This window comes from Alicyclobacillus pomorum DSM 14955 (genome assembly GCF_000472905.1).
Classification (GTDB): domain Bacteria; phylum Bacillota; class Bacilli; order Alicyclobacillales; family Alicyclobacillaceae; genus Alicyclobacillus_A; species Alicyclobacillus_A pomorum.
Genome location: NZ_AXAR01000012.1, coordinates 76,981 through 101,656 on the forward strand (window position 1 = coordinate 76,981; position 24,676 = coordinate 101,656).

Below are 24,676 nucleotides of genomic sequence, written 5' to 3' on the forward strand. Positions count from 1 at the left end.
CCCTCCGCATCAAGGCCGCGCCAGGCCAAACTGTTGATCGATGTATTCCGCAGACAGCCAATAGGCATATTCGGCACACGGAAAGCTGTGGACGGCGGAAAACTTCCTGCTCAAGCAATATCTGTCCAAATCTACCACGACACCCGTATCCATGCAGATTTCCATCCACTCCAACGTCTGTAGCAAGAAGGTCAATTGCAAGCGTGTCGGTTCGAGAACGATGGTGTCGCTGTTCGAAATGAACACCTGGAAGTTCAGTTCGGTGCGCAGCTCATGCAGAACATGCTTGGCGAGTCGGATCTGTGGCACGACCTTGTCATACATGTATTGAAGCAACGGATCTTCGGAAGTAGGCATTTTCGTGTCCGTAGACAGCGCGTCCTCGCAATAGCATTCTTGTTCTTCAATGACGTTCGCTAATAACATCGCCTCTTCAGTCGTCAAAGGAAAGCTTGCGCCGCACCATCCGTGTACAATATTTGGATATTCCCGGAACGCGGACACGGCTTGTGCCCGTAAATCCTGACTGCGATGATTCATTCGGCAACCATCTCCCCATGGTAGTCTATGACATTAGCATTCCTCTCTTTCCGAAGATTTAAACTGCATTTTGCAAAAAACAGTGAACCGATGGTTCACCAATTGTACAGGTTTTGGCCCTGCGTCATGCGCGCATGGTAGATGGTGGGCTAGCGCAGAGATTCAACCTGCTGAACCCAACGCTGAATCAATGTGCCCGCCGATTGCGTGGTCGCTAAACGGACCCCTTGTCCGGCCCACATAGACATGAATTCCGGTCGTTGTTGCTGGCCTGCGGCTTGTCGGATGTCGCGTGTCAATGCATTTTGAGCGGGGTAGTCGGGAATGTCCTTGTCGTAGGGAGCCATCTCACGCATGAAGCGGTTCACAATACCGCGCGCAGGTTTGCCGGAAAACGCGCGAGTCAACCGCGTATCCTCTTCCGTCGCTTGCAAAATCGCCAGTTTGTGTAGCTCATGGGCGCCACTCTCAGAGCAAGTCAGGAACGCTGTGCCCATTTGAACGCCGGCCGCTCCCAGGAACAGACTGGCAATAATTCCTCTACCGTCCATGATGCCGCCGGATGCAATCACGGGAATAGAGACGTGATCTACCACCTGCGGAACCAGCGCCATCGTTCCAATCTGAGATGCGTCAAAAGATCCGGCAAATGTGCCGCGATGCCCGCCAGCTTCGCTGCCTTGGGCGACCACAGCATCCACGCCTGCTTGTTCGAGAAGCACCGCCTCCCGTACGGTTGTGGCCGTACCTATCACCCGAATCCCGGTGCTTTTGAGCTCGTTCATCTGAGTGGCTTCTGGGATGCCAAATGTGAAGCTAAATACATGGACACGCTCTTCCAGCACGACAGCCAGTTGATCCAGAAAGGTCTCGGTCTGAAGCTCAAGTGTGATGCCCGTGGGGATACCCAGCTCCCGGCGGTACCGGTCCAACCTCCGGTTCACCGCTTGGACTTGTTCATCGGATGCCTTGGTAGCTCCGGGGATAAACAAGTTCACCGCAAACGGTCGAGAGGTAAGCTCGCGAATCCTTCGTATGGCTTCTCGAATTGCCTTTGGAGACATGTACCCTGCGCCCAGTGTCCCCAGTCCCCCTGCGTTGGAGACCGCGGCAACCAACTCTGGGGTTGTCGATCCGCCAGCCATCCCCGCCTGGATGATAGGCAGGTCAATCCCAAGTAGTGACGTCAGCTTCGTCTTTGGCCAAGATATGCCCAAGATGGACTCCTCCTTACGGATGTCACGGAAAAATTTCTGTCTACGAATACAGCGTACTACGTCTATGTGAAACTTGGGAGATGATTGTCATCATTTCCTGGGGAATCCTGTCGTTGTTTCCGGTTCCACGGGGGGACGCGTCGGATGTTGCGAACGGTGCGGACAGTAGTCGGTATGTTGAGATATCGTTTTACGCTCCATCCGAACGCCGTCAATGGGGGCATTACAGCTGACGATAATCCGGGTATAATGTCAAATTGGGCACTTGCGAACGGCGGTGACACGAAAACTCGAGCTATACAGGAGGTAGAAAGCGATGACATCTCTGTATCCATTGAAGTTCCGGCCTATTCCTCAGGAGCGGATCTGGGGTGGGCACCGGCTCAAGTCGTGGTTTGGTGTGACCGGCGAGGCAGCCCCGATTGGCGAGTACTGGGTGCTGTCAGCACATCCGAATGCAACCAGTGTCGTTGTGAATGGAGACTTTGCAGGACGAACGCTGACTGACATCGTACAAGCCTATCCAGAAGCGTACCTTGGTCGTTCGCCGCAGCCCAGGTTTCCTCTTTTAATCAAATTTCTCGAAGCGAGAGAAGATCTGTCCGTTCAGGTTCATCCGGACGATGCGTACGCGCAACAACATGAAGGTGATTTCGGTAAGACAGAAGCCTGGTATGTGCTCGAAACCGCGGATGACGGAAAAGTGGTGTTTGGACATCGCTTTGCGGACAAAGACAGCTATCGCAAGGCCGTAGCGGAAGGGCGGGTCAAGGAATACTTGCGGTACGAGCCTGTTCAGCCGGGTCAGGTGGTATTCGTACCCGCGCGGACAATGCACGCGCTGCTGGCCGGTACCGTGGTGATTGAAGTGCAGCAGACGTCCGATGTGACCTACCGCGTGTACGACTGGGATAGGAAAGGGCCAGACGGGAAAGGCCGTGAACTTCACATCGACAAGGCGGCGGACGTATTGGCGTACGGAGCAGAACAAACACAGTCTGCCATCGTACAGCCGACCGTGCTGGACGACGGAGAAGGTGTACGCCGCGAACGCCTCGTTACGTGTCCGTATTTTACCATGGAAAAACTGATGCTCAACGCCGGTAAACAGTCGCTGACATCGGTGAAACCTGACGCGCCGGACATTCTCATCATGGTAAAAGGTGCCGGGGTACTGCGTTGGGAAGGCGGCGAACTCAGCGTGGAACGCGGAGATACCGTGTTAATTCCGACATCCATCCGAACCTACCATGTGGATGTGCCTGAACAGGCAGAAGTGCTGCGAGTGACCTATTGATACGATGCCATTCAATTCACGTCATCCGCTCCGTTGTGGATGACGATTTTTTTTAGGGGTGATAGGCCGAATCAACCGCATGCACGTGGAGTTCGGACCTCTCGCGTTCATGATGTATCAACGCGCGTTGTGACGTGGGGCGTGCACGGGGATGGCGTGTGTGAAAGAGGCGGATGAAGGGGGGCATGTATCGCTTCGATGGGGTGCGGGAACGTATATGGTATAGCATCTCGGCAAGTACTTCGGGTGGTGGCCCCTCCTCCTCTTGCCACCACCCGAATTGTATGTCCAAGCGGCACGGTGTCTATCTCAAAATATGCGTGCGAATGTGAGCGATGTCTGGTATGCTTTTAAAATATACGTTGACGGTATGACTTTACCCCCGAGCTTTACTGCTTTAGAGTAATAACGCGAGAAGGGTGATGTGTTTTGGGAGGTAACACCGTGCAGGACATTTCCGGACGCACTGACAGGGAGCTCGGGGCAGTACTTTGCGGCACGATGGAGATAAACGAGCGCGGTCATTTGCAAATTGGCGGATGTGACACGGTAGACTTGGCCACCCAGTATGGAACCCCATTGTTCGTCTACGACGAAGCGTTCATACGCGAACAGATTCGCGCGTTGCATCGGACGTTTCGAGAGCTGGGCGTCAACTATGAAATTTCGTATGCGACGAAGGCGTTCTGCACCATGGCCATGTGTCAACTCGCCCATCAGGAAGGCTTGACACTCGACGTGGTTTCCGGAGGCGAGCTGTACACTGCGCTCAAAGCCGGCGTACCAGCCGCCAACATTCGCTTTCACGGCAACAACAAGACGTTAGCAGAGTTAGAATTTGGCGTGGCGTCCAACGTGGGCATCTTTGTCGTCGACAACTTCGTGGAATTGGCGGCACTGAATGACATCGGCCAGCGGCATGGAAAGACGGTACAGGTGCTGCTACGCATTGCGCCCGGCATTGAAGCGCACACGCACCACTACATTTCCACGGGACAGCAGGACAGCAAGTTCGGCTTTGACTTGGAGAGTGGGCAGGCAGAACGAGCGATGGCGGCGGCGCTTGATGCGGAGTCTGTGCGGTGCATCGGGTTGCATTGCCACATCGGATCGCAAATTTTTGATCCCTCCGGCCACGTCGCTGCGGCCGAGCTCATGTGCGAACTGTACGCGGCTGGCGTTCGGATGGGGTTGCCGTTCTCTGTGCTCAACCTGGGTGGTGGATTCGGAATCCGGTATACCCAAGACGACCATCCGACCCCTGTCGCGGACTACTTGGGGGCCATGGTTGCCGCGGTTCGGAAAGAAATCGACCGTTACGGTGTGGGCATGCCGAGCATTTGGATTGAACCGGGGCGGAGCATTGTCGGGGCTGCTGGAACGACGTTGTACACGGTCGGAAGCCAAAAGGTGATTCCGGATGTGCGCAACTTCCTCGCGGTGGACGGCGGCATGACCGACAATCCACGTTTGGCGTTGTACGACGCCGAGTACGTAGCGGTGATGGCCAACAAAATGGCAGAACGGGCCGAGGAGACCTGGACCATTGCGGGAAAGTGCTGCGAGAGCGGCGACATCGTCGTCCGCAGCGCGCCTTTGCCAGAGCCGCAAATGGGGGACATCCTGGCTGTGCTTGCAACGGGTGCCTATAACTACTCCATGGTCAGTCACTACAACCGGATTCCGCACCCCGCTGTCGTGTTTGTCCGGGATGGGAAATCCCGCCTGGTTGTGGAACGGGAGACCTGGGAAGACGTCGTTCGGTTGGATAGACCGTTGGAGGCGGAATGAGCAAGGGGCTGCTTGCACAGCCCCTCAGCAACTGGGCGGGCCGTTGTGAATGAAAAAATCCGGCCCGTCTTCCGTCGAGATGAGATCAATGGTGATGTCATCGACAAGGTGGGCGATGTTCTTCGCGTGAACGAGCGGAATTCCGTCGATGTTGATGGAGGTATCCGACGAGAAACGGATGTCCGTCAGCGAGATGGACAACCCGGCCCCGCCGCATGCAGGCGTGAAGACAATGCGTATCAACGAGTCTGGTGACTCACGCAACATTTCCGACAGTTGTTCTCGCGCGGCTGGCGTAATGGAAATCACCTGCGGACACCTCCTCTTCTTCCTCTCGATTTTATCACATGGATAGACCTCTACATTCCCATCACGGAAGCCGGTTCCTCTCATCCCTTGTCCCACGCGGATGATTCGATGGAACGCTCCATCCGTCACTGACCATTGGCATGGAATCCATCGTCTCCCAATGGCTTCAGACCTGTACAGCGGGTGATATAATAAGTAATGGCTTTATCAGAGGGGAAACATGAGATACAGCGGTTTCAAAGTGGAGAGGAGATGGCCAGAGTGACCCCGATTCAAGAGAGTTTGTTACAACTCATCACCGAGACGTCCACCAACCTTCCGCCGGATGTGCGGCGTGCCATTAAGCGTGCTCAGTTGCAGGAAGAATTCGGGTCGCGCGCAGCGTTGGCGCTCAACACTATCATTGACAACATCGTCTCCGCAGAGGAAGACGTGCAACCCATTTGCCAAGACACCGGTATGCCGACGTTCATTGTGAAGTGCCCGGTGGGCTACAACCAGCTTGAGTTGGAAAAGGATATTCGCGCCGCGGTGGTTGAAGCCACACGCCTCGGCAAGTTGCGGCCAAACTCGGTGGATCCACTCACTGGCAAAAACTCGGGCGACAACCTCGGCCCCGGCACGCCGGTGATTCACTTCCACCAGTGGGAAAAGGACGAGCTGGACATCCGCCTGATTCTGAAGGGCGGCGGTTGCGAGAACAAGAACATCCAGTATGCGCTGCCGACTGACCTTCCGGGACTCGGTCGAGCGGGCCGCGATTTGGACGGAATTCGCAAATGCATCCTGCACGCCATCTACCAAGCGCAGGGACAAGGTTGCAGCGCTGGCTTTATCGGCGTCGGCATTGGCGGCGACCGGACCACCGGGTATGAACTTGCCAAAGCACAGTTGTTCCGCCCCGTGGACGACGTCAATCCGAACGAAACGCTGGCCGAGCTGGAGCAATACATTATGGACAAGGCCAACCAGCTCGAGATTGGTACCATGGGCTTTGGCGGTAAGGTCACTTTGCTCGGGTGCAAGATTGGTGTCATGAACCGCATTCCGGCGAGCTTTTACGTCTCGGTCGCGTACAACTGCTGGGCGTTCCGGCGACTCGGCATTGTGGTGGATCCACAGACCGGCGAGATCAAGCGCTGGCTGTACAGAGATCAGGAAGAACGCCTGGAGAAGCCGACCGGCGGATTTAACCTCGACAACGCGGTGGTGCTGCAGGCGCCGATTTCGGAGGAACAGATCCGTTCGCTGAAAGTAGGCGACGTCGTGTTGATCCGCGGGGAAATCCACACTGGCCGCGACGAATTGCACAAGTACCTGATGCACCACGACGCACCCGTGGATTTGCAGGGTGGAATCCTTTATCACTGCGGCCCAGTGATGTTGAAAGACGGAGCAGGGAACTGGCAAGTGAAAGCTGCGGGACCGACCACGAGTTCGCGCGAAGAACCTTACCAAGCGGACATCATTGAGAAATTTGGCATTCGGGCAGTCATCGGCAAGGGGGGCATGGGCCCCAAGACGCTGGCTGGCTTGCAGAAGTCCGGCGCCGTGTACCTCAACGCCATCGGTGGCGCAGCCCAGTATTATGCACGTTGCGTGAAGAAAGTGAACGGTGTAGACTTCCTCGACCAGTTTGGCGTACCGGAAGCCATGTGGCACCTCGAGGTCGACGGGTTTGCTGCCATTGTCACCATGGACGCACACGGAAACAGCTTGCACAAGGATGTGGCTGAAGCTTCTATGGTGAAACTCGAAGACTTGAAGGAACCGGTTTTTGCATAACGTAGTGTAATCCCTTCTCACAGGGGGCTTTCCCAAAACAGCGACGGATGCTGGTGGGAGAGCCCCTTCGCGCATGTGAGCGGAAGAATCACCACTTCGCGTACTGTCCAATCAACGCCACGGCAACCACCGCGACGGCGAGCGCTACAAAGATGAATATGTACGTTCCGTTGGGTGTCGGATCCTGTTTGTGCCTCATGTGTGCCTCCTCCAATCTGAGATGATCTGTGAAGCTAGTGTCTGCTGTTGGACCGGATCCATGCGGATGGCGGACGTGTTGGTGGGGAAAGACGAAGTGGACTCTGAAACAATACGGGCCGTCCCACAGGTTCCAGCCAATGACCTGTTGGGGCGGCCGCGTGTTTTCACAGATGAATGGTTTCTTCTGGATTGGTTTCAGTCTCGGTGCGAGATACTGCGGTTATTTTGAAGGCTTCACCTTCGCCAGGACGCTTTGCAGCACTTCGCGATACGGGCGGAAGTCTTCTCGTTGGATTTTCCATAAAGTCCATCCCGGTTGCCCTGTGTCTTTGCTAAACCACCAGACGTACGTCAGAAATGCAACCAGAGAGGACAGCGTGGTGGCCACTGCGACGGTGTTCAGCGGATTCAAAAACTTCGACAGGATGGCGATAAACACTGCGTTTACTGCGATGTACAACAGGTTTCTCCACACAGCCTGAATCGGTTTGCCGACGGAGTTCGTAAAGTACTGCATGACAATGCCTTCAGCAGCTTGTAGCACGTAACCGGGTAAGAGCAAGCAAAACGGTAAAATGGCGCCATAGTATTTAGAACCGAAGGCTAGCACGAGCAACCATGGAAACGTCACGTACATACCAGCGGCTACGATGCATGAAGACAAGAGGGTCTGCCGCGTGGACGTCTGAGTTAGTGTGATAGCGTCATCGCGGGAACTTCCCGTCATGCGGGCAAACACTAGTTGGGTGATGGAGCCGGATAACGTATTCAACACCTCGGCTGCCACCATCGCGATTCCGTAAATACTCATGATGTCTTTGTCAGATTGGAGAAACCAATATCCCATGCGCAGTGCAAGATAGCTTGTGCCTTGGGCAACAGACGACCATCCTCCAAAGTTCAGCGTTCCCTTTAATTCCCGTGGAGACAGTCGCCATTTCAGGACGCCTTCTCGCCTCAGCAGCCGGTATGTGACAACCATGGTCACGCCAACCGCAATGAGAAAACTGAGGATCCACAAATTGTAGGTCCACATCAAACGATCCGGTTCAGACAGCCCTTTGTCCAGCCACAGCGGAACAAAGATAATCAGAAACAGCAGCGGTTGCGCCAAGTTCATGCGATTTAACCAGGCTTGCTCATCAAGGGCGTTAAGCAAACGAGTGCCATACCCGTTGATGAAGGTAAAGCCCATCGCAATCAGCGCAAAAAACCAGACTCGTGACAGGTGGATAGGGTGGATGGGCATGTAGTACAAGGCAACGGTGATCAACCACAGCAAGATAGCTGCTGTGTACACAAGAAAATTGCCGGCCTGGATAATTTCCTTGGTGTCGTTAGGCCGTTTTCGTACAGCAAATGCGTAGTAGTTCATAAAACCGCCAAAAATGGTCATGCCGGTTTGTTGATAGGTGCCTGCAAGCTGAAATTCACCACGGTCAGCGCGGCTCAGATAGCGAGCGACTACCGCACTGCTGATAAATGCGATGAACGAGTACAATCCTTTATAAATGAACGTGAAAAATAGGGTCTTTCGTCGGGAAGAAGCCATGTGTTCAACTCCAATGGGTTTTCAACGGTTTTGATCCCGCCGACAACGGGCACATGTGTAACTATGGCGAATCCTCACTTGCCGCGTCAAGTGACAAATCATCGATGCACTCGTCGACGGCTTGCCAGCTGTGTATGATAAGATCCAGATGAGTGTATCTTTGTCAGGGTAAGTTCCTAGGCGGTGCGCTGAGGAGGAATACATATGCGAGTGGTGGAGCTCATTGAGAAAAAGCGAGATGGACAGGAGCTCAGCGAATCGGAAATCCGGGCGCTCATCCAGGGCTACACATCTGGACAGGTCCCGGATTACCAGATGAGTGCGTTTGCGATGGCGGTCTGCTGGCGGGGGATGAGCGACGCCGAAACAGTCGCTTTGACCCTGGCGATGGCCGAATCTGGCAGCACGTTGGACCTTTCAGCCATCCCCGGTATCAAGGTGGATAAACATAGCACAGGCGGCGTCGGGGACAAAACCACGCTGGTGTTGGGCCCGCTTGTCGCGTCTGTCGGTGTTGCGGTCGCCAAAATGTCTGGCAGAGGGCTTGGGCACACAGGAGGCACCATTGACAAGTTGGAATCCATTCCCGGGTTTCGCGCAGACTTGTCAATGGACGCGTTTGTGGAACAAGTAAAGAAGATTGGTATTGCTGTGGCAGGGCAAACGCACGAACTCGCACCTGCGGATAAGTCTCTGTACGCGTTGCGGGATGTGACCGGAACGGTTCGTTCCATTCCGCTCATTGCCAGCTCCATCATGAGCAAGAAATTAGCGAGTGGTGCAGACGCCATTGTCCTCGATGTGAAGGTCGGAGACGGCGCTTTCATGAAGGATGTCGAGCAAGCCAAGATGCTGGCGGAAGCGATGGTGCGCATTGGTCATCAAGCGGGACGGCGCACAGTGGCTGTGTTGACACAAATGGAGCAACCGCTGGGATATGCTGTGGGGAATGCTCTCGAGGTTCGTGAAGCGGTGCAAACTTTGCGTGGCCAAGGGCCTGAGGACTTGACGGAGTTGTGCCTGACCCTGGGTGCGCAGATGGTCGTGCTTGCAGGCAAAGCGGCGGATCCAGAGGAAGCGCGCGCAAAACTGCAGAAGGCGTTGCACAGCGGGGCTGCGCTCCAAAAGTTTCAAGAGCTGGTCTCGTCACAGGGGGGAGATTCGCGCGTCGTTGACGATCTCGCTGTACTGCCCAAGGCACCAGTGGTGCGCATGATGCATGCCAGCGCGACGGGGGTCGTTCGGGCCATCCACGCCGAAGGGGTGGGCCTCGTCGCGATGCGTCTGGGCGCTGGTCGGGCGACTCGAGATGACCAGATTCACCCGGGGGTTGGCGTCGTTTTGCAACGAAAGGTTGGCCAGTCTGTGGTAGCGGGAGATCCATTGGTGGAGATTCACGCTCAGACGGACGCGGACGCAGAGGCCGCCGTTGAGGCGCTGGCACATTGCATTGAGATTGCAGATGGATCTGCGTTTACCCCGCCTCTGATTCTGGACATTGTCGGGGAAGCGACTGCCTCAGAAACCGGGCCTTCCGAGCTGGTGCGCGCGGCTCGTCAGGCGCGTGAAGGTGCGTATGTGCCGTACTCCAAGTTTGCCGTAGGGGCTGCGATCCGCCTAGGAAGTGGCGAGATTGTCACGGGTGCAAACGTCGAAAATGCGTCCTACGGATTGACAAATTGTGCGGAACGCACGGCCATCTTCCGTTTTGTCACGTCCGAAGCCTATCGACGTGGTGAGCGGATTGCATCGATTGCCGTCATTGCGGACAGCGATGGACCTGTGGCGCCTTGCGGAGCATGTCGACAAGTATTGGCTGAGTTTTGCACTGCGGACACCCCGGTTGAATTGGCTGACATGAAAGGGAACGTCAAGCGGACGACGGTCGGTGAACTTCTCCCATACGCGTTTGGCGCTGCGCAGATGCAAGGCTCGGATGAAGACAGATCAAAGTAATGTGGATGTCACATTGGGATGATTTGAACAGGTGGACAGGAGGCGGATTTTGTGAACAACGAAAAAGTATGGTCACAACCCAAGTGGAGCGAGTCTGCAAATGGAACGGCGTCTCTGCCGTCGCGGGGTGAGATTCCGGACGAGTTCAAGTGGCGGCTGGAGGATATGTATGCGTCACACGAGCAATGGGATAAAGACGTCGAAGAAGTCTCTCGTCTGTCGGAACAACTGTCGTCTCTCCAGGGTACGGTCGGTTCTTCGGCGCAAGCCTTGTACCAGGCGCTGACGCTGCAAGACAAGCTCAGTGAGCGCATGTCCAAAGTCTACGCGTATGCCCGGATGCGCCGCGATGAAGACAACACGAATACCACATATCAGGCGATGACAGACAAAGCGATGGCACTGTGGGTCAAGGTAGATAGTGCGAAAGCGTTCCTGATTCCGGAAATTCTAGCCATCCCGGATACCACCATTCGCCAGTACCTCGCAGAATACCCTGATCTGAAGCTATTCGAGTTTGCATTGGAAGACCTACTGCGGCAAAAGTCGCACGTGTTGTCTGCGGAACAGGAGGAATTGCTGGCGGCTGCCGGCGAAGTGGCGAGCGCCCCGCAACAGATCTTTACCATGTTCAACAACGCGGACATCAAGTTCCCCACCATCAAAGACGACGAGGGGAACGAAGTGGAATTGACACACGGTCGCTACGTGCACTTCCTCGAGAGTCGCAACCGTGATGTCCGAAAGAGCGCGTTTGACGCGCTGTACCAGACGTATTCCAAACACAAGAACACGTTGGCTGCCATTTACTCCGCGAGTGTGAAAAAAGACGTGTTTTACGCTCGCGTCCGCAAGTACGACTCTGCGTTGCAAGCAGCGCTCGAAGAGGACAATGTGCCGATTTCCGTCTATGACAACCTGCTCGCTGCCGTAGATGAGTCCTTGCCCACTTTGCACAAGTATTTGAAGTTACGGAAGTCCGTATTGGGGCTGGATGAGCTGCACATGTACGACCTCTACACGCCGATTGTGGCAGATGTCGATGTGAAAATGGATTACGGCGACGCGGTGGATGTGGTCAGCAAGGCGATTGCGCCCCTCGGCGATGAATACCAGCGCATTGCCAACGAAGGCATGAAATCCGGCTGGGTGGACGTGTACGAGACCAAAGGCAAGACGAGCGGCGCCTACTCGTGGGGAGCCTACGGAGTGCACCCATATATCCTGCTGAACTACCAAGGACGGTTTGACGACGTCTTTACGTTGGCGCATGAACTGGGTCACGCCATGCACACGTATTACTCCAACACGCATCAACCGCACGTGTACTCAGGATACACCATCTTTGTTGCGGAAGTCGCGTCGACGTGCAACGAAGCGTTGTTGATGCACCACCTATTGCAAACGACGGACGATCCAAAGATGCGCGCATACCTGTTGAACCACCACTTGGAGACCATCCGCGGCACACTGTTCCGACAAACCATGTTTGCGGAGTTCGAAAAGCGCACCCACGCTTACGTGGAAGAAGGCGGATCGCTCACGCCAGAATGGCTGTGCGACACGTACTACCAATTGAATCAGAAGTACTTTGGAGCGGTGTGCGCGGTGGACAAAGACATCGCCATGGAGTGGTCGCGCATTCCTCACTTCTACACGCCGTTCTACGTGTACAAGTACGCGACGGGAATTTCCGCAGCGACTGCGTTGTCCCAGAAGATTCTGCAGGAAGGCGAGAGTGCCGTGCAGAAGTACATTGAGTTTTTGAAGAGCGGCGGTTCTGACTACCCGATTGAGTTGCTTCGCCGCGCCGGTGTCGACATGGAGTCGCCAGAACCCGTTCGCGCCACGCTGGGTCTCTTTGCCGAGATGGTTGACGAGTTGTCCAGTTTGTTGCCGTAAGTTGGGAGAGGATACGTACGCTCTGCACAAGCTGCCGTCTGTGCAGAGCGTTCTGTAAAGGGGAGTGCGGGTTGTCAAACGGAGCGGTTGTGCGGAAGGCAGTCATTTGGGTTTCCGTCGTGATTGCCTTGGCCAGCTTCGGATATACGGGGCTTTTGCGCGCGAGTCATGAGCCCATACCGTTGTGGAACAAGGCGCTCATGACGTATGGCGGTGTGTTCTGCATCTTTCTGTTCCTTGACGAAGTCGGCCGGAGCTTTGCCAAGCACAGGAAGGAGCGCTCGGTGGAGCTTTACCGTCCTCGTCCAACGCCAGCTCGACGGCCCGGACAACGTGTTGCAGTGACGCGTTCGGAAGGCACGCAGAGCGAGATTCGTCTCGAACGCGCGTCGCCGGACACGCGGGAGCCGTTCCGGAAGATGGTGACGGCATTCTACACGGAGACACTGGCCTTGGAAGGGCAGAGACCCGAGTTGGATGCAGCCGGCAACCTGCTTGGCGTGCCCGTGTCCCAGTGGTTGACAGCGGGTGCGTATCATCCGTTGTTGGTGATGCACGATGACAAGCCCGTCGGTTGCTGCGTACTGAAAACAGAAGTATCGGTCCATGCCCTGCTACTCTTCTATATTGAGCCTTCTCTGCGCCGTCGCCACGTCGGGACAGCCGCGTTGGAAAAGGTGGAAGCCTTTTTGCGCTTGCTTGGTGCGAACGACGCCATCGTGGCGAACGTATCGCGTTCGAACATGCGGGGGCAAAGTTTCTTACAGGCGTGTGGCTATCGGCCAGCCCCCAATGAGGAGGACGGGCCCGAAACCGTTCTGTTTCGGAAATTGCTGAATGAGGGATAAGCCCATGATCTTGCTGCGGTTCACTACCGTTTGAGTGGATTCGGCCCGGTGTCGCCTTGTCAGCGCAAGATGGCCGAATCCACCCGCAAACACCCTCATGTTCCATTCATCGTCGAAACAAGTTGCCGACCGGGTTTTGGTGTGCGTGCCGTGCGGTGGTTTGATGTAAATCATCAAACATTTGCGGCGCCGTTTGCCGCAGACTTTGCAAGCCGATTTCCGTGACGCCACCGGGGACGCTGACTTTGGTGATGATGTCCTTCAACGTCATACCGCTCTGCAGCAACTGAGCGACGCCAATCAACGTGGCTGACAGCAGATGTTCGACTTGAACGTAGTTCAGTTTCTCCGTGCGAACCGCAGCGTCCGCCCACATGTCCAGCAAACACGCGATAAACGCCGGCCCGCAACTGGCTAAGTCGCTGGCCACACGGATTTGTTGTTCTTCTACCACAAACGGCGTAGCAATTTCCTTGAACAGCCCTTCCAAGGTGTGTCGCTGTGCCGTAGTCAGTGACGGCCCGTGGGAAACGAGCAGGATGCCACTTCGTGCGGATTGCGCGATGCTAGGAATGACCTTCGCAACGCCAGCTTCGGTATACGACTCCAGTTTTTCGAACGGCACGGTACTAATGGTCGCAACCAGGAACTGGCTCTGCGATAATAAGGGACCGACCTCCTCCAACACCGCGTTGCCGTCGCACGGCTTGGTGCAGACAAATACCACGTCAGACCCTTCCGCCACAGCTCGGGGACTCGGTGAGACAAACACCTGCTGGGATGTTTCTGCAAGGGCATGAGCCTTGCTGACTGTGCGGTTGTAGACATATACTTGCGTGTCGGGGCATGCAGCAAATGCTTTGGCCAACATGCCTCCGATGTTTCCTGTGCCGATGACACCAATGCGCATGGTCTTCCCTCCAAAATTGTCCGTTGTAGATCAAACTTCTGCTTCGGCTGTCGGACCTCCGCCCCCCTTACTCCGGCATCACAGGCGCATGCTTACTGTATGTGTATTCGAATACGGGGGGTTTGCGCACACCTCGTGGTCAGCCAGTCACCCTGGACGACCGGGTGAAAACCGACAAGTTTGGTTCCATTCCGGCATAACAATGAGAGAAGTCGTATGCAGGAAATGTGCCAACGTCGTCGAAGTAGATCTCACCAATCCTGAATATCATGTGAACAAAGAGGGAGTGCCGCCATGCAGCTTGGGTTTGCTCTGCAACAGGAACAGTCGCAAAAACTGCTCATGACGACGCAAATGAAACAAGCGATAGAACTCCTTCAGTGCGCCAGTGTTGATCTCATTGGCTACCTCGAGGCGTTTGTCACCGACAACCCGTGCGTGGATCTCGAGCTTCCTGCGGATCTCCAGCATTTGTTGATGCAGTCGAAGAATGGCGTGAGCCGTGAGCTCTCTCCAGTGGAACGAAAACAAGGTTTGCCCATCGAGAACTTGGTGTCTTCTGAACCCTCCCTGTACGAAGAAATTACCTCGCAACTCCGTTTGATGACTGTCCCATCCCGACTCTTGCACGTCGCGTTCTACATTGCTGGTTGCCTCGATGAAAGCGGTTTCTTACGAGAGCGTGAACAGGACATCGCAGATGCGCTAGGCGTGTGTGTCGAAACCGTGAACGAGGCGTTGCAATGGGTTCACATGTGCCACCCGAAAGGAATTGGCGCGCGAAGTTTGCAGGAGTGCCTTCTCCTGCAACTAGACGACGTGTCGGAGGACCTGCGCGGCTTGGTGGAAACCATTGTGCGCAACCATTTGGCAGATGTGGCGGCTGGAAAGATCACTCACATCGCCAAGGTGCTCAAACGCACACCGGCTGAGGTTCAATCCGCGGTGGACGCCCTCAAGCAACTCAATCCTCGGCCCGGACTGCAGTACGGGCATGAGCAGCCCGCACACGTCATCCCTGATGTCATCGTTGAGCGTGTGGGGAGCGATTACGTTGTACGTACCAACGACGGAGCGGAACCCAAGTTGAACATTCACCGTGGATACGCCAAATGGCATCAAATGGATAGCGACGCTCGACAGTATGTGCTCAAGAAAATGCAGGCGGCACAGTGGTTGGTTCGCTGTCTTGAACAGAGGCGCTTGACGCTGTACAAAGTGGCCGAAGTGATTGTGGATGTACAGCGAGGATTCTTGGATCACGGTGCGGCGCATTTAAAGCCCTTGACGCTACGACAAGTTGCAGAGATTGCAGGCGTGCACGAGTCCACAGTCAGTCGAGCCACTCGTGGCAAGTACATGGCGACACCGCGAGGCGTATTTGAGATGAAACATTTCTTCACGTCCGAACTGCACGGCGCTGCAGGAAGTACGTCTGCAGCAGCGGTAAAATTCGAAATCCAACGGCTGGTGGAGCGGGAGGATGAGACCCGCCCTTTGTCGGACGATGCGATTGCCCGCACTTTGCAGAGGCAGGGTATCCAAATCTCCCGCCGGACTGTCGCCAAATACCGCGAAGAACTGAACATTGCTCCGTCCTGGCGGCGGCGGAGGTTTGCAAACTGACGGCTCCGGATGGAGCCGTTGCGTCTGTTTCGCACTTCACGTACAATATCACTGAAGGCAAATTTTTATGGTGCGAGCGGGACATCTTTGAATCCGTCGGGACAAAAAATGTCCCTATGCAGAATCTGCGGACGCCAATGCGTCCGAACGGTGGCAGGCCGTGGTCAGGAGGTGCGTTGTGGACGCAATAGACCTTTCTGTTGCACGCAGAATCGTCCCTGAGTTAATCGAGACGCTGCAGGAGCGGGCATGGATGCTGCACCGGATTCGTCTGTTGCAGCCAATTGGTCGACGCGCCTTGGCCGTTGAACTGGCAACGACCGAACGGGTTCTGCGCGCCGAAGTCGAGTTTCTCCGCCAACAAGGGCTGATTGTCAGTGCGCCGGCGGGCATGTCGTTGACCGAAGAGGGGAACGCTCTGCTTGACGAACTCGACAAAGTGTTGGCTACTATCGAAGGTCGCGCAGAACTCTCCGCGCGGTTGTCCCGGGTACTCGGCATTCAAACGGTGTACATCGTGTCGGGGAACAGTGACCAAGAAGCCTGGGTGAAGGATACGTTGGGTTACCAGGCTGGGGTGCAGTTGCGGGAATTGCTGCGTGAGGATGACGTGTTGGCCGTTACCGGTGGGACGACAATGGCTGCTGTGGCCCGAATGATGCCGAAAAAGGGCAGCGAGTTGCCGCTCAAGGTAGTTCCCGCACGCGGGGGACTGGGCGAATCGGTGTATGCGCAGGCGAACACCATCGCCGAAGAACTGGCGGACAAACTAGGCGGTACTTCGGTCATGTTGCACGTTCCGGACCGGTTGAGCACGGAAACGTTGGAAATCCTCATGCAGGAACCTCAGGTGCAGCAGCGCCTGCAGGAAGTGCGCAACGCCACCGTCGTTGTGCACGGCATCGGCGACGCTGTACAAATGGCGAAGCGGAGGCAATTGTCCGCCGAAGAAATCCAACTGTTGCGTGAGAACGACGCTGTAGCGGAAGCATTCGGCTACTACTTCAATCGGGCGGGACAAATTGTCTACGCTATGACCACAGTTGGGTTACGCCTGGATGATCTCGCCGATATGCGCCTTGTGATTGGGGTTGCAGGCGGCTCGTCCAAGGCAGCCGCCATCGCGGCAGCAGCCAAGGCGTACAAAATCGACGTTCTCGTGACAGACGAGGGCGCAGCGAGGGAAATATTAAACCTTCATGGAGGGATACACAGTGAAGACGAGAATCGGCATTAACGGATTTGGCCGTATTGGTCGCAATGTGTTTCGGGCGGCGCTGAAACGAAATGACATTGAAGTGGTCGCCGTCAACGATTTGACAGATGCCACCACTTTGGCCATGTTGCTGGAATACGATTCCGTGCACGGTCACTTGGACGCCGACATTCGAGCAGAACAAGGAGCTATCATTGTTAACGGTCACCGGGTGCAGGTGCTGGCTGAACGCGATCCCGCCAACTTGCCCTGGGCGAAGCTCGGCGTCGACATTGTGGTGGAATCCACGGGCCGCTTCACGGACAAGGAAAAAGCGGTAGCGCACATTACCAGCGGCGGCGCGAAGAAAGTCATTATCTCGGCACCGGCCAAGAACGAGGACATCACCATTGTCATGGGCGTGAACGAATCCGCGTACAACCCGGATCAGCACCACGTCATTTCCAACGCGTCCTGTACCACCAACTGCTTGGCGCCCGTGGCCAAAGTGCTGGACGAGAAATTCGGCATTGTGCGCGGGCTCATGACGACGGTCCACTCGTACACCAACGACCAGCAAATTCTCGATTTGCCCCACAAGGACATGCGCCGGGCTCGTGCGGCTGGATTGTCCATTATTCCAACGAGCACAGGTGCCGCACGTGCTGTCGGACTGGTCCTGCCGCATTTGCAAGGTAAATTGAACGGGATGGCCATGCGCGTGCCGACGCCGAACGTGTCTGTTGTCGATCTGACGGCAGAGTTGAAGAACACCGTCACTGTGGAACAGGTCAACGAGACGTTGGCTCAGGCGGCTTCTTCCAGTCTCAAAGGAATCTTGGACTACACGGAAAAACCGCTTGTCTCCAAGGACTTCAATGGCAACCCCCACTCGTCCATCGTAGACGGTCTGTCGACCATGGTGATGGAAGGCAACATGGTCAAAGTGATTGCCTGGTACGACAACGAATGGGGCTATTCTAACCGTGTGGTGGACTTGGTAGCTTACGTGGCGAGCAAGCTTCCGGTCAGCGCCCGATAAACGGTAGGTACGAGCGCAACACCGTACGAGTGGTCACTGCGGAGGGACGCGTTGTGTCCCGCGTGTGTTACAATACGTGTTGAAAGGGGAGAATGAAACGCAACATTCTCCCCTTTTCTAAGCGAGATCATCCGAGTTGCCAAGGAGGAGGCTCATGAACAAGAAAACCATTCGCGATATGGAATGGAACGGCCAGCGCGCGCTCGTCCGAGTGGATTTCAACGTCCCAATGAAAGACGGCGCCATCACGGACGACACACGTATGCGTGCGGCGCTTCCAACCATTACATATTTGATAGAGCAGGGAGCCACGGTGATTTTGATGAGCCACCTTGGGCGCCCCAAAGGGGAACGGAATCTAAGCTACACGCTCGAACCCGTAGCGGCACATTTGCGCGACCTCTTAGCGGGGACGAAGGTTCACTTTGCTGACGACTGCATCGGCGAATCTGCCCGGCGCGTGGTGTCGGACGCACAGCCCGGCGAAGTGGTCGTTTTGGAAAACCTTCGATTCCATGCGGAAGAGGAGAAGAATGACCCAGACTTTGCGAAGCAGCTGAGTAAGCTCGGTGACGTGTATGTCAATGACGCGTTCGGTACAGCGCATCGGGCACATGCGTCCACCGCGGGGGTCGCTAAGTACTTGCCAGCGGTCGCTGGTTTCTTAATGGAAAAGGAAATCGATGTGATGGGAAGGGCGCTCCAGGAACCGGATCGACCGTTCGTAGCCATTATCGGCGGAGCCAAAATATCTGACAAAATCAAAGTCATTGAGAATCTGCTGCCCAAGGTGGATGCGCTCTTGATTGGTGGGGGTATGGCCAACACCTTCCTCGCCGTCCAAGGACATGAGATGGGTACGTCGCTCGTGGAAGTGGAGGCGAAGGATGTTGCAAAGCAGTTGTTGGAACGCCCGGGTGCGGAGAAACTGCACCTTCCAACCGACGTCGTGGCGGCGGACAAGTTTGCCGCAGACGCGGATGCAGCGGTGTATGCAGTGACGTCGCTGCCGAACGACCGAATGGCGCTCGATATCGGGCCGGATACGGCGAAACGCTATCAAGAGATCATTCGCAGTGCGAAGACGGTCATTTGGAATGGGCCGATGGGCGTGTTTGAACTGACCCCGTTTGCCAAGGGTACGCTTGCGATTGCGGAAGCGATGGCGGACGTACAGGGAACGACCATCGTCGGGGGCGGTGATTCGGTCGCTGCCGTGGAACAGTCTGGGCTCGCGGGTCGGATGACGCACGTTTCCACCGGGGGCGGCGCGTCACTGGAGTTCCTCGAAGGCAAGCAACTGCCCGGTGTGGTTGCGTTGCAGGACAAGTGATGGAAGGGCGCTCGAAACTTGTTGGAACGAATCCATCGGCAACGGGAGGAATGCGCATGACGCGGCGGAAAATGCTCATCGGCAACTGGAAGATGTACAAGACGGTGGCCGAAGCGCGGGCGTTTGCAGAGCAACTGGGACGCAGCGCACACCTGTTGGCGGACAGTCTGGACTATGCGATTTGCCCGCCTGTAACAGCGCTGCAAACGTTGCGCGTCGTGTTGCCTACAAAGGTAGCACTAGGCGCTCAAAACATTTACTTTGAACAACAAGGCGCGTTCACCGGGGAAGTGTCGGCGGAGATGGTGCGGGAATTGGGGGCTCGCTACGTGATTGTCGGGCACTCAGAGCGACGCAATCTCTTCGGTGAGTCGGACGAGTGGGTGCGACAGAAAGTTCACACCGCTGTCGCTTCCGGTTTGACGCCCATCCTGTGCGTCGGAGAAGACCTTCGCCAGCGAGAACAAAATGAAACCATGTCGGTCGTTGAACGGCAGACGATGTCTGGGTTGTCGGATTTGACCGGCGAGCAAGTCGCGACAGCGGTCATCGCGTATGAACCGGTGTGGGCGATTGGCAGTGGTATGACGCCTTCCCCTGAACAGGCAGAGGAGGTCATTGCTCACATCCGGCGCGTGGTGTCCGATACGAAAGGGCAAGAAACAGCCAAGCAGATCCGGATTCTCTATGGCGGAAGTGTCAAGCCCAACAATATTGCTGGGTTTGTGGCGCAACCCAACATTGATGGTGCGCTTGTCGGTGGCGCCAGTCTTGAAGTAGAGTCGTTTGTTGCGATGGCACAGGCCATGGCAGGAGGTGAGCAATCATGAGCACACAGGGTACAAAAACATCGGCATTTCAACGAAAACCGATTCCATCCGGCTCCGGACCGGTCGCCCTCATCATTCTCGATGGGTTTGGGTTGCGAGAGGAGACGTACGGCAATGCGGTGGCACAGGCTCGGAAACCGAACTTCGATAAAATTTGGGCCGAGTACCCGCATTCCACACTGAAAGCCAGTGAAGAAGCCGTTGGGCTGCCAAAAGGTCAATTCGGGAACTCCGAAGTGGGACACTCCAATATCGGTGCGGGTCGCATTCTCTACCAGGACTTGACTCGCATCAATTTGGACATTGAGTCTGGGAAGTTCTACGAGAACCCCGTGTTGAAAGAAGCGATGCAGCATGCTTTGTCCAGCGGAACCCAGCTGCACCTCGCGGGTCTTGTGTCGGACGGCGGCGTGCACAGTCATATCAACCATCTGTTGGCCCTGCTGGACATGGCGAAGCGTATGGGACTGCAGAAGGTGTTTGTCCACGCGTTTGCCGACGGCCGCGATGTGGCACCGACGAGTGGAGTGAAAGACATTCAGCGCGTGCTGGACCGCATGAAGGAACTTGGCATTGGGCAAATCGCAACCGTGCAAGGCCGTTACTACGCGATGGACAGGGATAACCGTTGGGAGCGCACGGAGAAGTCGTACCGAGCGATGGTTTACGGGGAAGGCCCTCACGCGACAGATCCGGTCCAGGCATTGAAGGATAGTTACGCAAAGAGCGTCACGGACGAATTCGTAATTCCCACGGTCATGGTAGACGAGTCCGGTCAGCCGGTGGGACTGGTTCAGGACGGAGACTCAGTCATCTTCTTCAACTTCCGACCGGACCGCGCCATTCAGCTGTCACGCGTTTTTACGAACGAAGATTTCCGCGAATTTGACCGTGGTCCGAAGTTTCCGCGCGTACATTACGTGTGCATGACGAAGTTCAGTGACACGGTCGGAGGCTACGTGGCGTATGCGCCGACCAACCTCGACAATACATTGGGAGAAGTGCTGTCGCAGCACGGATTGACTCAGTTGCGCATCGCAGAAACGGAGAAATATCCGCATGTGACGTTTTTCATGTCCGGCGGACGGGAGGAACCATTCCCCGGCGAACAGCGCGTGCTGATTCCGTCGCCGAAAGTCGCCACGTACGATCTCAAGCCCGAAATGAGCGCGTATCAAGTGGCCGACGCGGCGGTCGAGCGGATCTTGTCCGGAGAAATTGACGCGGTCATCTTGAACTTCGCGAACCCTGACATGGTGGGTCACACGGGAAGCTTGGAGGCTGCCATCAAGGCCATTGAGGCGGTCGACGAATGCCTCGGCAAGGTGCTGGACGCAATTCACCAGATGAACGGCGTCGCACTCGTGACGGCAGATCATGGAAATGCAGATATTATGATTGATCCGGAAACAGGTGAACCTTGCACCACCCATACACTGAGCCGTGTACCTTTCGTTGTCACTCGCACTGGGTACAAAGTGAAAGACGGCATTCTCGCCGACCTCGCGCCGACCATGTTGGCTTTACTCGGCGTGCCGAAGCCTGCAGAAATGACAGGACAGTCTTTGATTGAAGCGTAATGGAGGGTGATCTGAATGTCTGAGATTTTTGACGTGCATGCCAGAGAAGTACTGGATTCTCGCGGAAACCCCACAGTGGAAGTGGAAGTGGAGCTGGACTCCGGCGCCGTCGGCCGGGCCATCGTACCGTCTGGCGCTTCCACCGGGGCGCACGAAGCCGTGGAACTGCGTGACGGCGATAAGAAAAGGTATCTGGGCAAGGGCGTTCGCAAGGCTGTCCAGAACGTCATCGAAGTCATTGGGCCTGAGCTGATTGGGGAAGACGCGAACGACTTGGTCGAAATTGACCAGAAGCTGATTGAGCTGGATGGTACGCCGAACAAGGGCAAGCTCGGCGCCAACGCCATTCTCGGCGTGTCAATGGCGGTTGCCAAAGCCGCTGCTGCAGAGTTAGGGATTCCTCTGTACCGTCATCTCGGTGGGTTCAACGCACGCATGCTTCCCGTGCCGATGATGAACATCCTCAACGGCGGTAAACACGCGGACAACACGGTGGACATCCAGGAGTTCATGGTGGTGCCGCACGGCGCTCCCACGTTTAAAGAAGCGTTGCGCATGGGTGCCGAGGTGTTTCACAGCCTGAAATCGGTTTTGAAAAAGCGCGACTTAGCAACCACGGTCGGTGATGAAGGTGGCTTTGCCCCGAACTTGAAGACCAACGAAGACGCGATAGCCATCATTGTGCAGGCGATTGAGGAAGCTGGATACACACCAGGCCAACAGGTATCCATTGCCCTCGACGTGGCTTCCACCGAGTTGTTCCACGGTGGAAAGTACGTGTTTGAAGGGGAGGGCGTCACCCGCACAGTGGATGAATTGATTCGCTACTACGAGTCGCTGGCGGAGAAGTACCCCATTGTGTCGATTGAAGATGGATTGGCCGAAGATGACTGGGAAGGCTGGGAAGCCCTCACCCAGGCACTGGGTCATCGCCTGCAGTTGGTCGGCGACGATTTGTTCGTGACAAACACACAACGTCTCGCACAGGGCATCCAACGCGGTGTGGGTAACGCGATTCTCGTCAAGGTGAACCAAATCGGCACGTTGACCGAAACGTTCGCCGGCGTGGAAATGGCGAAAACGGCGCGGTACAATTCCATCATCTCGCACAGATCTGGGGAGACGGAAGACGTCACCATCGCCGACATCGCGGTCGCGACCAACGCTGGACAGATCAAGACCGGTGCGCCAAGCCGTACGGACCGAGTGGCGAAGTACAATCAGTTGCTTCGGATTGAAGAGTCGCTGGGTAGTGCCGCTGTGTACGCCGGTAACGTGTTGTTTGGACATTCCAAATAAAGGTCAAGTCTCGTTGAGCCGGGCCGGAGTGTAGCTCCGGCCCTTCTTTCATGAGAGGCGAGTATCCTGCGACTGTACAAAATTGTTGTTTGTCGATCCATGGATTTCATGCTAGACTTTGTTCGACAGAGTTCTTGTATCCCAGCGATGTGCAAACCGCAACCGATTCAATTCGGGTCGCGCGAAACCACGCTCGTGGAATTTGCAAATCGCTCCTATCCCTTCAGACATATTGCGTCACAGACGTACATATGGCAATGTAGGTACGGTTTGGCGGACAAGCGCGAGTGGAGGTGAAGCGAATGCTCGCTGCTGCAAAAGTGATTTTGGCGATTTTATCCGTGCTCTTAATTTTGGTCGTCTTACTGCAGTCCGGGCGTAGTGCCGGTCTGTCCGGCGTCATTGCAGGGGGGTCCGACCAAATGGTCAACCGCCGCGCGCGTGGACTGGACTCGTTGCTGGCGAAAGTCACGGTGGTTATCGCCACGTTGTTTTTTCTTGTGACCTTGTTGATTGCATACTTGAGTGTGCATCATCTGTGATGCGCAATGGTTGTGCCGTCTGCAGACGGCACTTTTTGTTTTAACGCTGGAAAAGTGTGCAGGTGTGTAGTTTCAGCAGCCTCGGATCCGAAGGCGTGCAGGGAGGAGGACGCGCGTGGACAAAGAACATTGCGTACTTGTACACGGATTCACCGGTTCACCCGAAGAATTGGAACCTTTGGCGGACGCTTTGCGGGACGCCGGATACGAGGTGTCCGTTCCCGTCCTGTACGGCCATGGGCCTACGAGCGAAGATTTGCGAGGGGCGACAGCTTCTTCGTGGATTCAAAGCGTACAGCCGATTGTCGAAACGGCCATCGCCAACGGGCCGGTTCACCTCGTCGGCTTTTCCATGGGCGCCATGGTATGCGCGGTGTTGGCGGCGAAGTTTCCTGTGGCCTCCATCACCATGCTGTCTCCTGCTGTCTTTTACGTTGGCCCGCGGCAGATGTTTCGGCAAATTGCAGGGGTCATCAAGGAATCGTGGGCTGGTCGAGAGTTCAATGCCACCGCGTTGCGTAAACGGATTGACAAGGTATCCAACACACCGCTTTCAAGTGTAAAACAGTTTCGGCGGATGGTGCAGCTCGGAAAGGCTGCGCTACCAGATATTCGTGCGCCACTCTGTGTCATCCAGGGCGAAAAAGATGAGATTGTCGAACCTCGCAGTGCTTCCTACGTGTGCACGAAGGCGGCGTCTGAGTTGAAGGAGTTACACTTTCTGTCGCAGTCTACTCACCTCATTTGCCACGGCGCGGAATGTGAGACCGTCAATCAGCTGGTGCTGAAGTTCTTGTCTGGTCTCCATCAATCCGGTGACTACAGTTCGGTGCAACACCACGCCTAAACGTCAGCGACCAGAGGCCAGTGCCATACGATTACGTCAGTGTGCGCCGGATCATACTAGGGAGGAAGCTACCC

General features: G+C 55.8%; 20 protein-coding genes. 15 read left to right on the plus strand and 5 right to left on the minus strand.

Features of this window, described 5'->3' with window-relative positions:
- Positions 1-9: 9 nt before the first annotated feature.
- Together YWK_RS0112675 and YWK_RS0112680 are read right to left on the minus strand one after the other, a co-directional pair.
- On the minus strand, positions 10-540 hold the full coding sequence (locus YWK_RS0112675) for a hypothetical protein (RefSeq protein ID WP_026965092.1): 531 nt from the start codon (positions 538-540) through the stop codon (positions 10-12).
- Positions 541-689: 149 nt separating this feature from the next.
- Positions 690-1,757, minus strand: coding sequence for an NAD(P)H-dependent flavin oxidoreductase (locus YWK_RS0112680; RefSeq protein ID WP_281172247.1), 1,068 nt, complete (start codon positions 1,755-1,757; stop codon positions 690-692).
- Between the two features lie 316 nt (positions 1,758-2,073).
- Here YWK_RS0112680 and YWK_RS0112685 point away from each other — a divergent pair, with 316 nt between their 5' ends.
- Positions 2,074-3,054, plus strand: coding sequence for a type I phosphomannose isomerase catalytic subunit (locus YWK_RS0112685; RefSeq protein WP_051375563.1), 981 nt, complete (start codon positions 2,074-2,076; stop codon positions 3,052-3,054).
- 501 nt (positions 3,055-3,555) lie between these two features.
- Positions 3,556-4,845 (plus strand): diaminopimelate decarboxylase, encoded by a 1,290-nt coding sequence (gene lysA, locus YWK_RS0112690; protein ID WP_026965095.1) that lies wholly within the window; start codon positions 3,556-3,558, stop codon positions 4,843-4,845.
- Positions 4,846-4,869: 24 nt separating this feature from the next.
- On the opposite strand, the gene YWK_RS19840 is transcribed toward lysA, so the two are convergent.
- On the minus strand, positions 4,870-5,154 hold the full coding sequence (locus YWK_RS19840) for a hypothetical protein (RefSeq protein ID WP_035466956.1): 285 nt from the start codon (positions 5,152-5,154) through the stop codon (positions 4,870-4,872).
- A gap of 252 nt (positions 5,155-5,406) precedes the next feature.
- On the opposite strand from YWK_RS19840, the gene YWK_RS0112700 reads away from it, so the two are divergent.
- A complete protein-coding gene (locus YWK_RS0112700) occupies positions 5,407-6,939 on the plus strand; it encodes a fumarate hydratase (RefSeq protein ID WP_026965096.1) in 1,533 nt (510 codons plus the stop codon).
- A gap of 421 nt (positions 6,940-7,360) precedes the next feature.
- On the opposite strand, the gene YWK_RS0112710 is transcribed toward YWK_RS0112700, so the two are convergent.
- Positions 7,361-8,692: an MATE family efflux transporter gene (locus YWK_RS0112710; RefSeq protein WP_051375564.1), complete on the minus strand. Its 1,332-nt coding sequence runs from the start codon at positions 8,690-8,692 to the stop codon at positions 7,361-7,363.
- A 204-nt stretch (positions 8,693-8,896) separates the two neighbouring features.
- On the opposite strand from YWK_RS0112710, the gene YWK_RS0112715 reads away from it, so the two are divergent.
- The 3 genes from YWK_RS0112715 to YWK_RS0112725 all read left to right on the plus strand — a co-directional run bounded on the left by YWK_RS0112715 (position 8,897) and on the right by YWK_RS0112725 (position 13,398).
- On the plus strand, positions 8,897-10,648 hold the full coding sequence (locus tag YWK_RS0112715; protein WP_026965098.1) for a pyrimidine-nucleoside phosphorylase: 1,752 nt from the start codon (positions 8,897-8,899) through the stop codon (positions 10,646-10,648).
- 51 nt (positions 10,649-10,699) lie between these two features.
- On the plus strand, positions 10,700-12,550 hold the full coding sequence (pepF, locus tag YWK_RS0112720; RefSeq protein WP_051375565.1) for an oligoendopeptidase F: 1,851 nt from the start codon (positions 10,700-10,702) through the stop codon (positions 12,548-12,550).
- 71 nt (positions 12,551-12,621) lie between these two features.
- The gene (locus tag YWK_RS0112725) at positions 12,622-13,398 is read left to right on the plus strand and encodes a GNAT family N-acetyltransferase (RefSeq protein WP_026965100.1); all 777 of its coding nucleotides are present in this window, start codon (positions 12,622-12,624) and stop codon (positions 13,396-13,398) included.
- Between the two features lie 106 nt (positions 13,399-13,504).
- Here YWK_RS0112725 and YWK_RS19845 read toward each other — a convergent pair whose 3' ends face one another.
- A complete protein-coding gene (locus YWK_RS19845; RefSeq protein WP_051375566.1) occupies positions 13,505-14,308 on the minus strand; it encodes a pyrroline-5-carboxylate reductase dimerization domain-containing protein in 804 nt (267 codons plus the stop codon).
- A gap of 294 nt (positions 14,309-14,602) precedes the next feature.
- Between YWK_RS19845 and rpoN the strand changes: the two genes are divergently transcribed.
- The 9 genes from rpoN to YWK_RS19855 all read left to right on the plus strand — a co-directional run bounded on the left by rpoN (position 14,603) and on the right by YWK_RS19855 (position 24,602).
- On the plus strand, positions 14,603-15,934 hold the full coding sequence (gene rpoN, locus YWK_RS0112735) for an RNA polymerase factor sigma-54 (RefSeq protein ID WP_026965101.1): 1,332 nt from the start codon (positions 14,603-14,605) through the stop codon (positions 15,932-15,934).
- Between the two features lie 178 nt (positions 15,935-16,112).
- Positions 16,113-17,171: a sugar-binding transcriptional regulator gene (locus YWK_RS19850; protein WP_051375567.1), complete on the plus strand. Its 1,059-nt coding sequence runs from the start codon at positions 16,113-16,115 to the stop codon at positions 17,169-17,171.
- The gene (gene gap / locus YWK_RS0112745; RefSeq protein ID WP_026965102.1) at positions 17,149-18,171 is read left to right on the plus strand and encodes a type I glyceraldehyde-3-phosphate dehydrogenase; all 1,023 of its coding nucleotides are present in this window, start codon (positions 17,149-17,151) and stop codon (positions 18,169-18,171) included. Before YWK_RS19850 ends, gap begins: the two co-directional genes overlap by 23 nt.
- A 154-nt stretch (positions 18,172-18,325) precedes the next feature.
- A complete protein-coding gene (locus tag YWK_RS0112750) occupies positions 18,326-19,504 on the plus strand; it encodes a phosphoglycerate kinase (RefSeq protein ID WP_026965103.1) in 1,179 nt (392 codons plus the stop codon).
- 56 nt (positions 19,505-19,560) lie between these two features.
- Positions 19,561-20,334, plus strand: coding sequence for a triose-phosphate isomerase (tpiA, locus tag YWK_RS0112755; protein WP_026965104.1), 774 nt, complete (start codon positions 19,561-19,563; stop codon positions 20,332-20,334).
- Positions 20,331-21,914 (plus strand): 2,3-bisphosphoglycerate-independent phosphoglycerate mutase, encoded by a 1,584-nt coding sequence (gpmI, locus tag YWK_RS0112760; protein ID WP_084453694.1) that lies wholly within the window; start codon positions 20,331-20,333, stop codon positions 21,912-21,914. Before tpiA ends, gpmI begins: the two co-directional genes overlap by 4 nt.
- 15 nt (positions 21,915-21,929) lie before the next feature.
- On the plus strand, positions 21,930-23,213 hold the full coding sequence (gene eno / locus YWK_RS0112765; protein WP_026965106.1) for a phosphopyruvate hydratase: 1,284 nt from the start codon (positions 21,930-21,932) through the stop codon (positions 23,211-23,213).
- A 302-nt stretch (positions 23,214-23,515) separates the two neighbouring features.
- On the plus strand, positions 23,516-23,755 hold the full coding sequence (gene secG / locus YWK_RS0112770) for a preprotein translocase subunit SecG (protein ID WP_026965107.1): 240 nt from the start codon (positions 23,516-23,518) through the stop codon (positions 23,753-23,755).
- 115 nt (positions 23,756-23,870) lie between these two features.
- Positions 23,871-24,602, plus strand: a complete 732-nt coding sequence (locus YWK_RS19855; RefSeq protein ID WP_051375568.1) for an alpha/beta hydrolase — start codon at positions 23,871-23,873, stop codon at positions 24,600-24,602.
- Positions 24,603-24,676 lie beyond the last annotated feature (74 nt).

What these genes read in the sequence shown, in the direction of transcription:
- YWK_RS0112710 (WP_051375564.1), bottom strand. Translation starts at nt 8,692, where the DNA reads ATGGCTTCTTCCCGACGAAAGACCCTATTTTTCACGTTCATTTATAAA.
- YWK_RS0112750 (WP_026965103.1), top strand. Translation starts at nt 18,326, where the DNA reads ATGAACAAGAAAACCATTCGCGATATGGAATGGAACGGCCAGCGCGCG.
- YWK_RS0112675 (WP_026965092.1), bottom strand. Translation starts at nt 540, where the DNA reads ATGAATCATCGCAGTCAGGATTTACGGGCACAAGCCGTGTCCGCGTTC.
- YWK_RS0112715 (WP_026965098.1), top strand. Translation starts at nt 8,897, where the DNA reads ATGCGAGTGGTGGAGCTCATTGAGAAAAAGCGAGATGGACAGGAGCTC.
- YWK_RS19845 (WP_051375566.1), bottom strand. Translation starts at nt 14,308, where the DNA reads ATGCGCATTGGTGTCATCGGCACAGGAAACATCGGAGGCATGTTGGCC.
- tpiA (WP_026965104.1), top strand. Translation starts at nt 19,561, where the DNA reads ATGACGCGGCGGAAAATGCTCATCGGCAACTGGAAGATGTACAAGACG.
- YWK_RS0112700 (WP_026965096.1), top strand. Translation starts at nt 5,407, where the DNA reads ATGGCCAGAGTGACCCCGATTCAAGAGAGTTTGTTACAACTCATCACC.
- gpmI (WP_084453694.1), top strand. Translation starts at nt 20,331, where the DNA reads ATGAGCACACAGGGTACAAAAACATCGGCATTTCAACGAAAACCGATT.
- rpoN (WP_026965101.1), top strand. Translation starts at nt 14,603, where the DNA reads ATGCAGCTTGGGTTTGCTCTGCAACAGGAACAGTCGCAAAAACTGCTC.
- secG (WP_026965107.1), top strand. Translation starts at nt 23,516, where the DNA reads ATGCTCGCTGCTGCAAAAGTGATTTTGGCGATTTTATCCGTGCTCTTA.
- eno (WP_026965106.1), top strand. Translation starts at nt 21,930, where the DNA reads ATGTCTGAGATTTTTGACGTGCATGCCAGAGAAGTACTGGATTCTCGC.
- YWK_RS0112685 (WP_051375563.1), top strand. Translation starts at nt 2,074, where the DNA reads ATGACATCTCTGTATCCATTGAAGTTCCGGCCTATTCCTCAGGAGCGG.
- lysA (WP_026965095.1), top strand. Translation starts at nt 3,556, where the DNA reads ATGGAGATAAACGAGCGCGGTCATTTGCAAATTGGCGGATGTGACACG.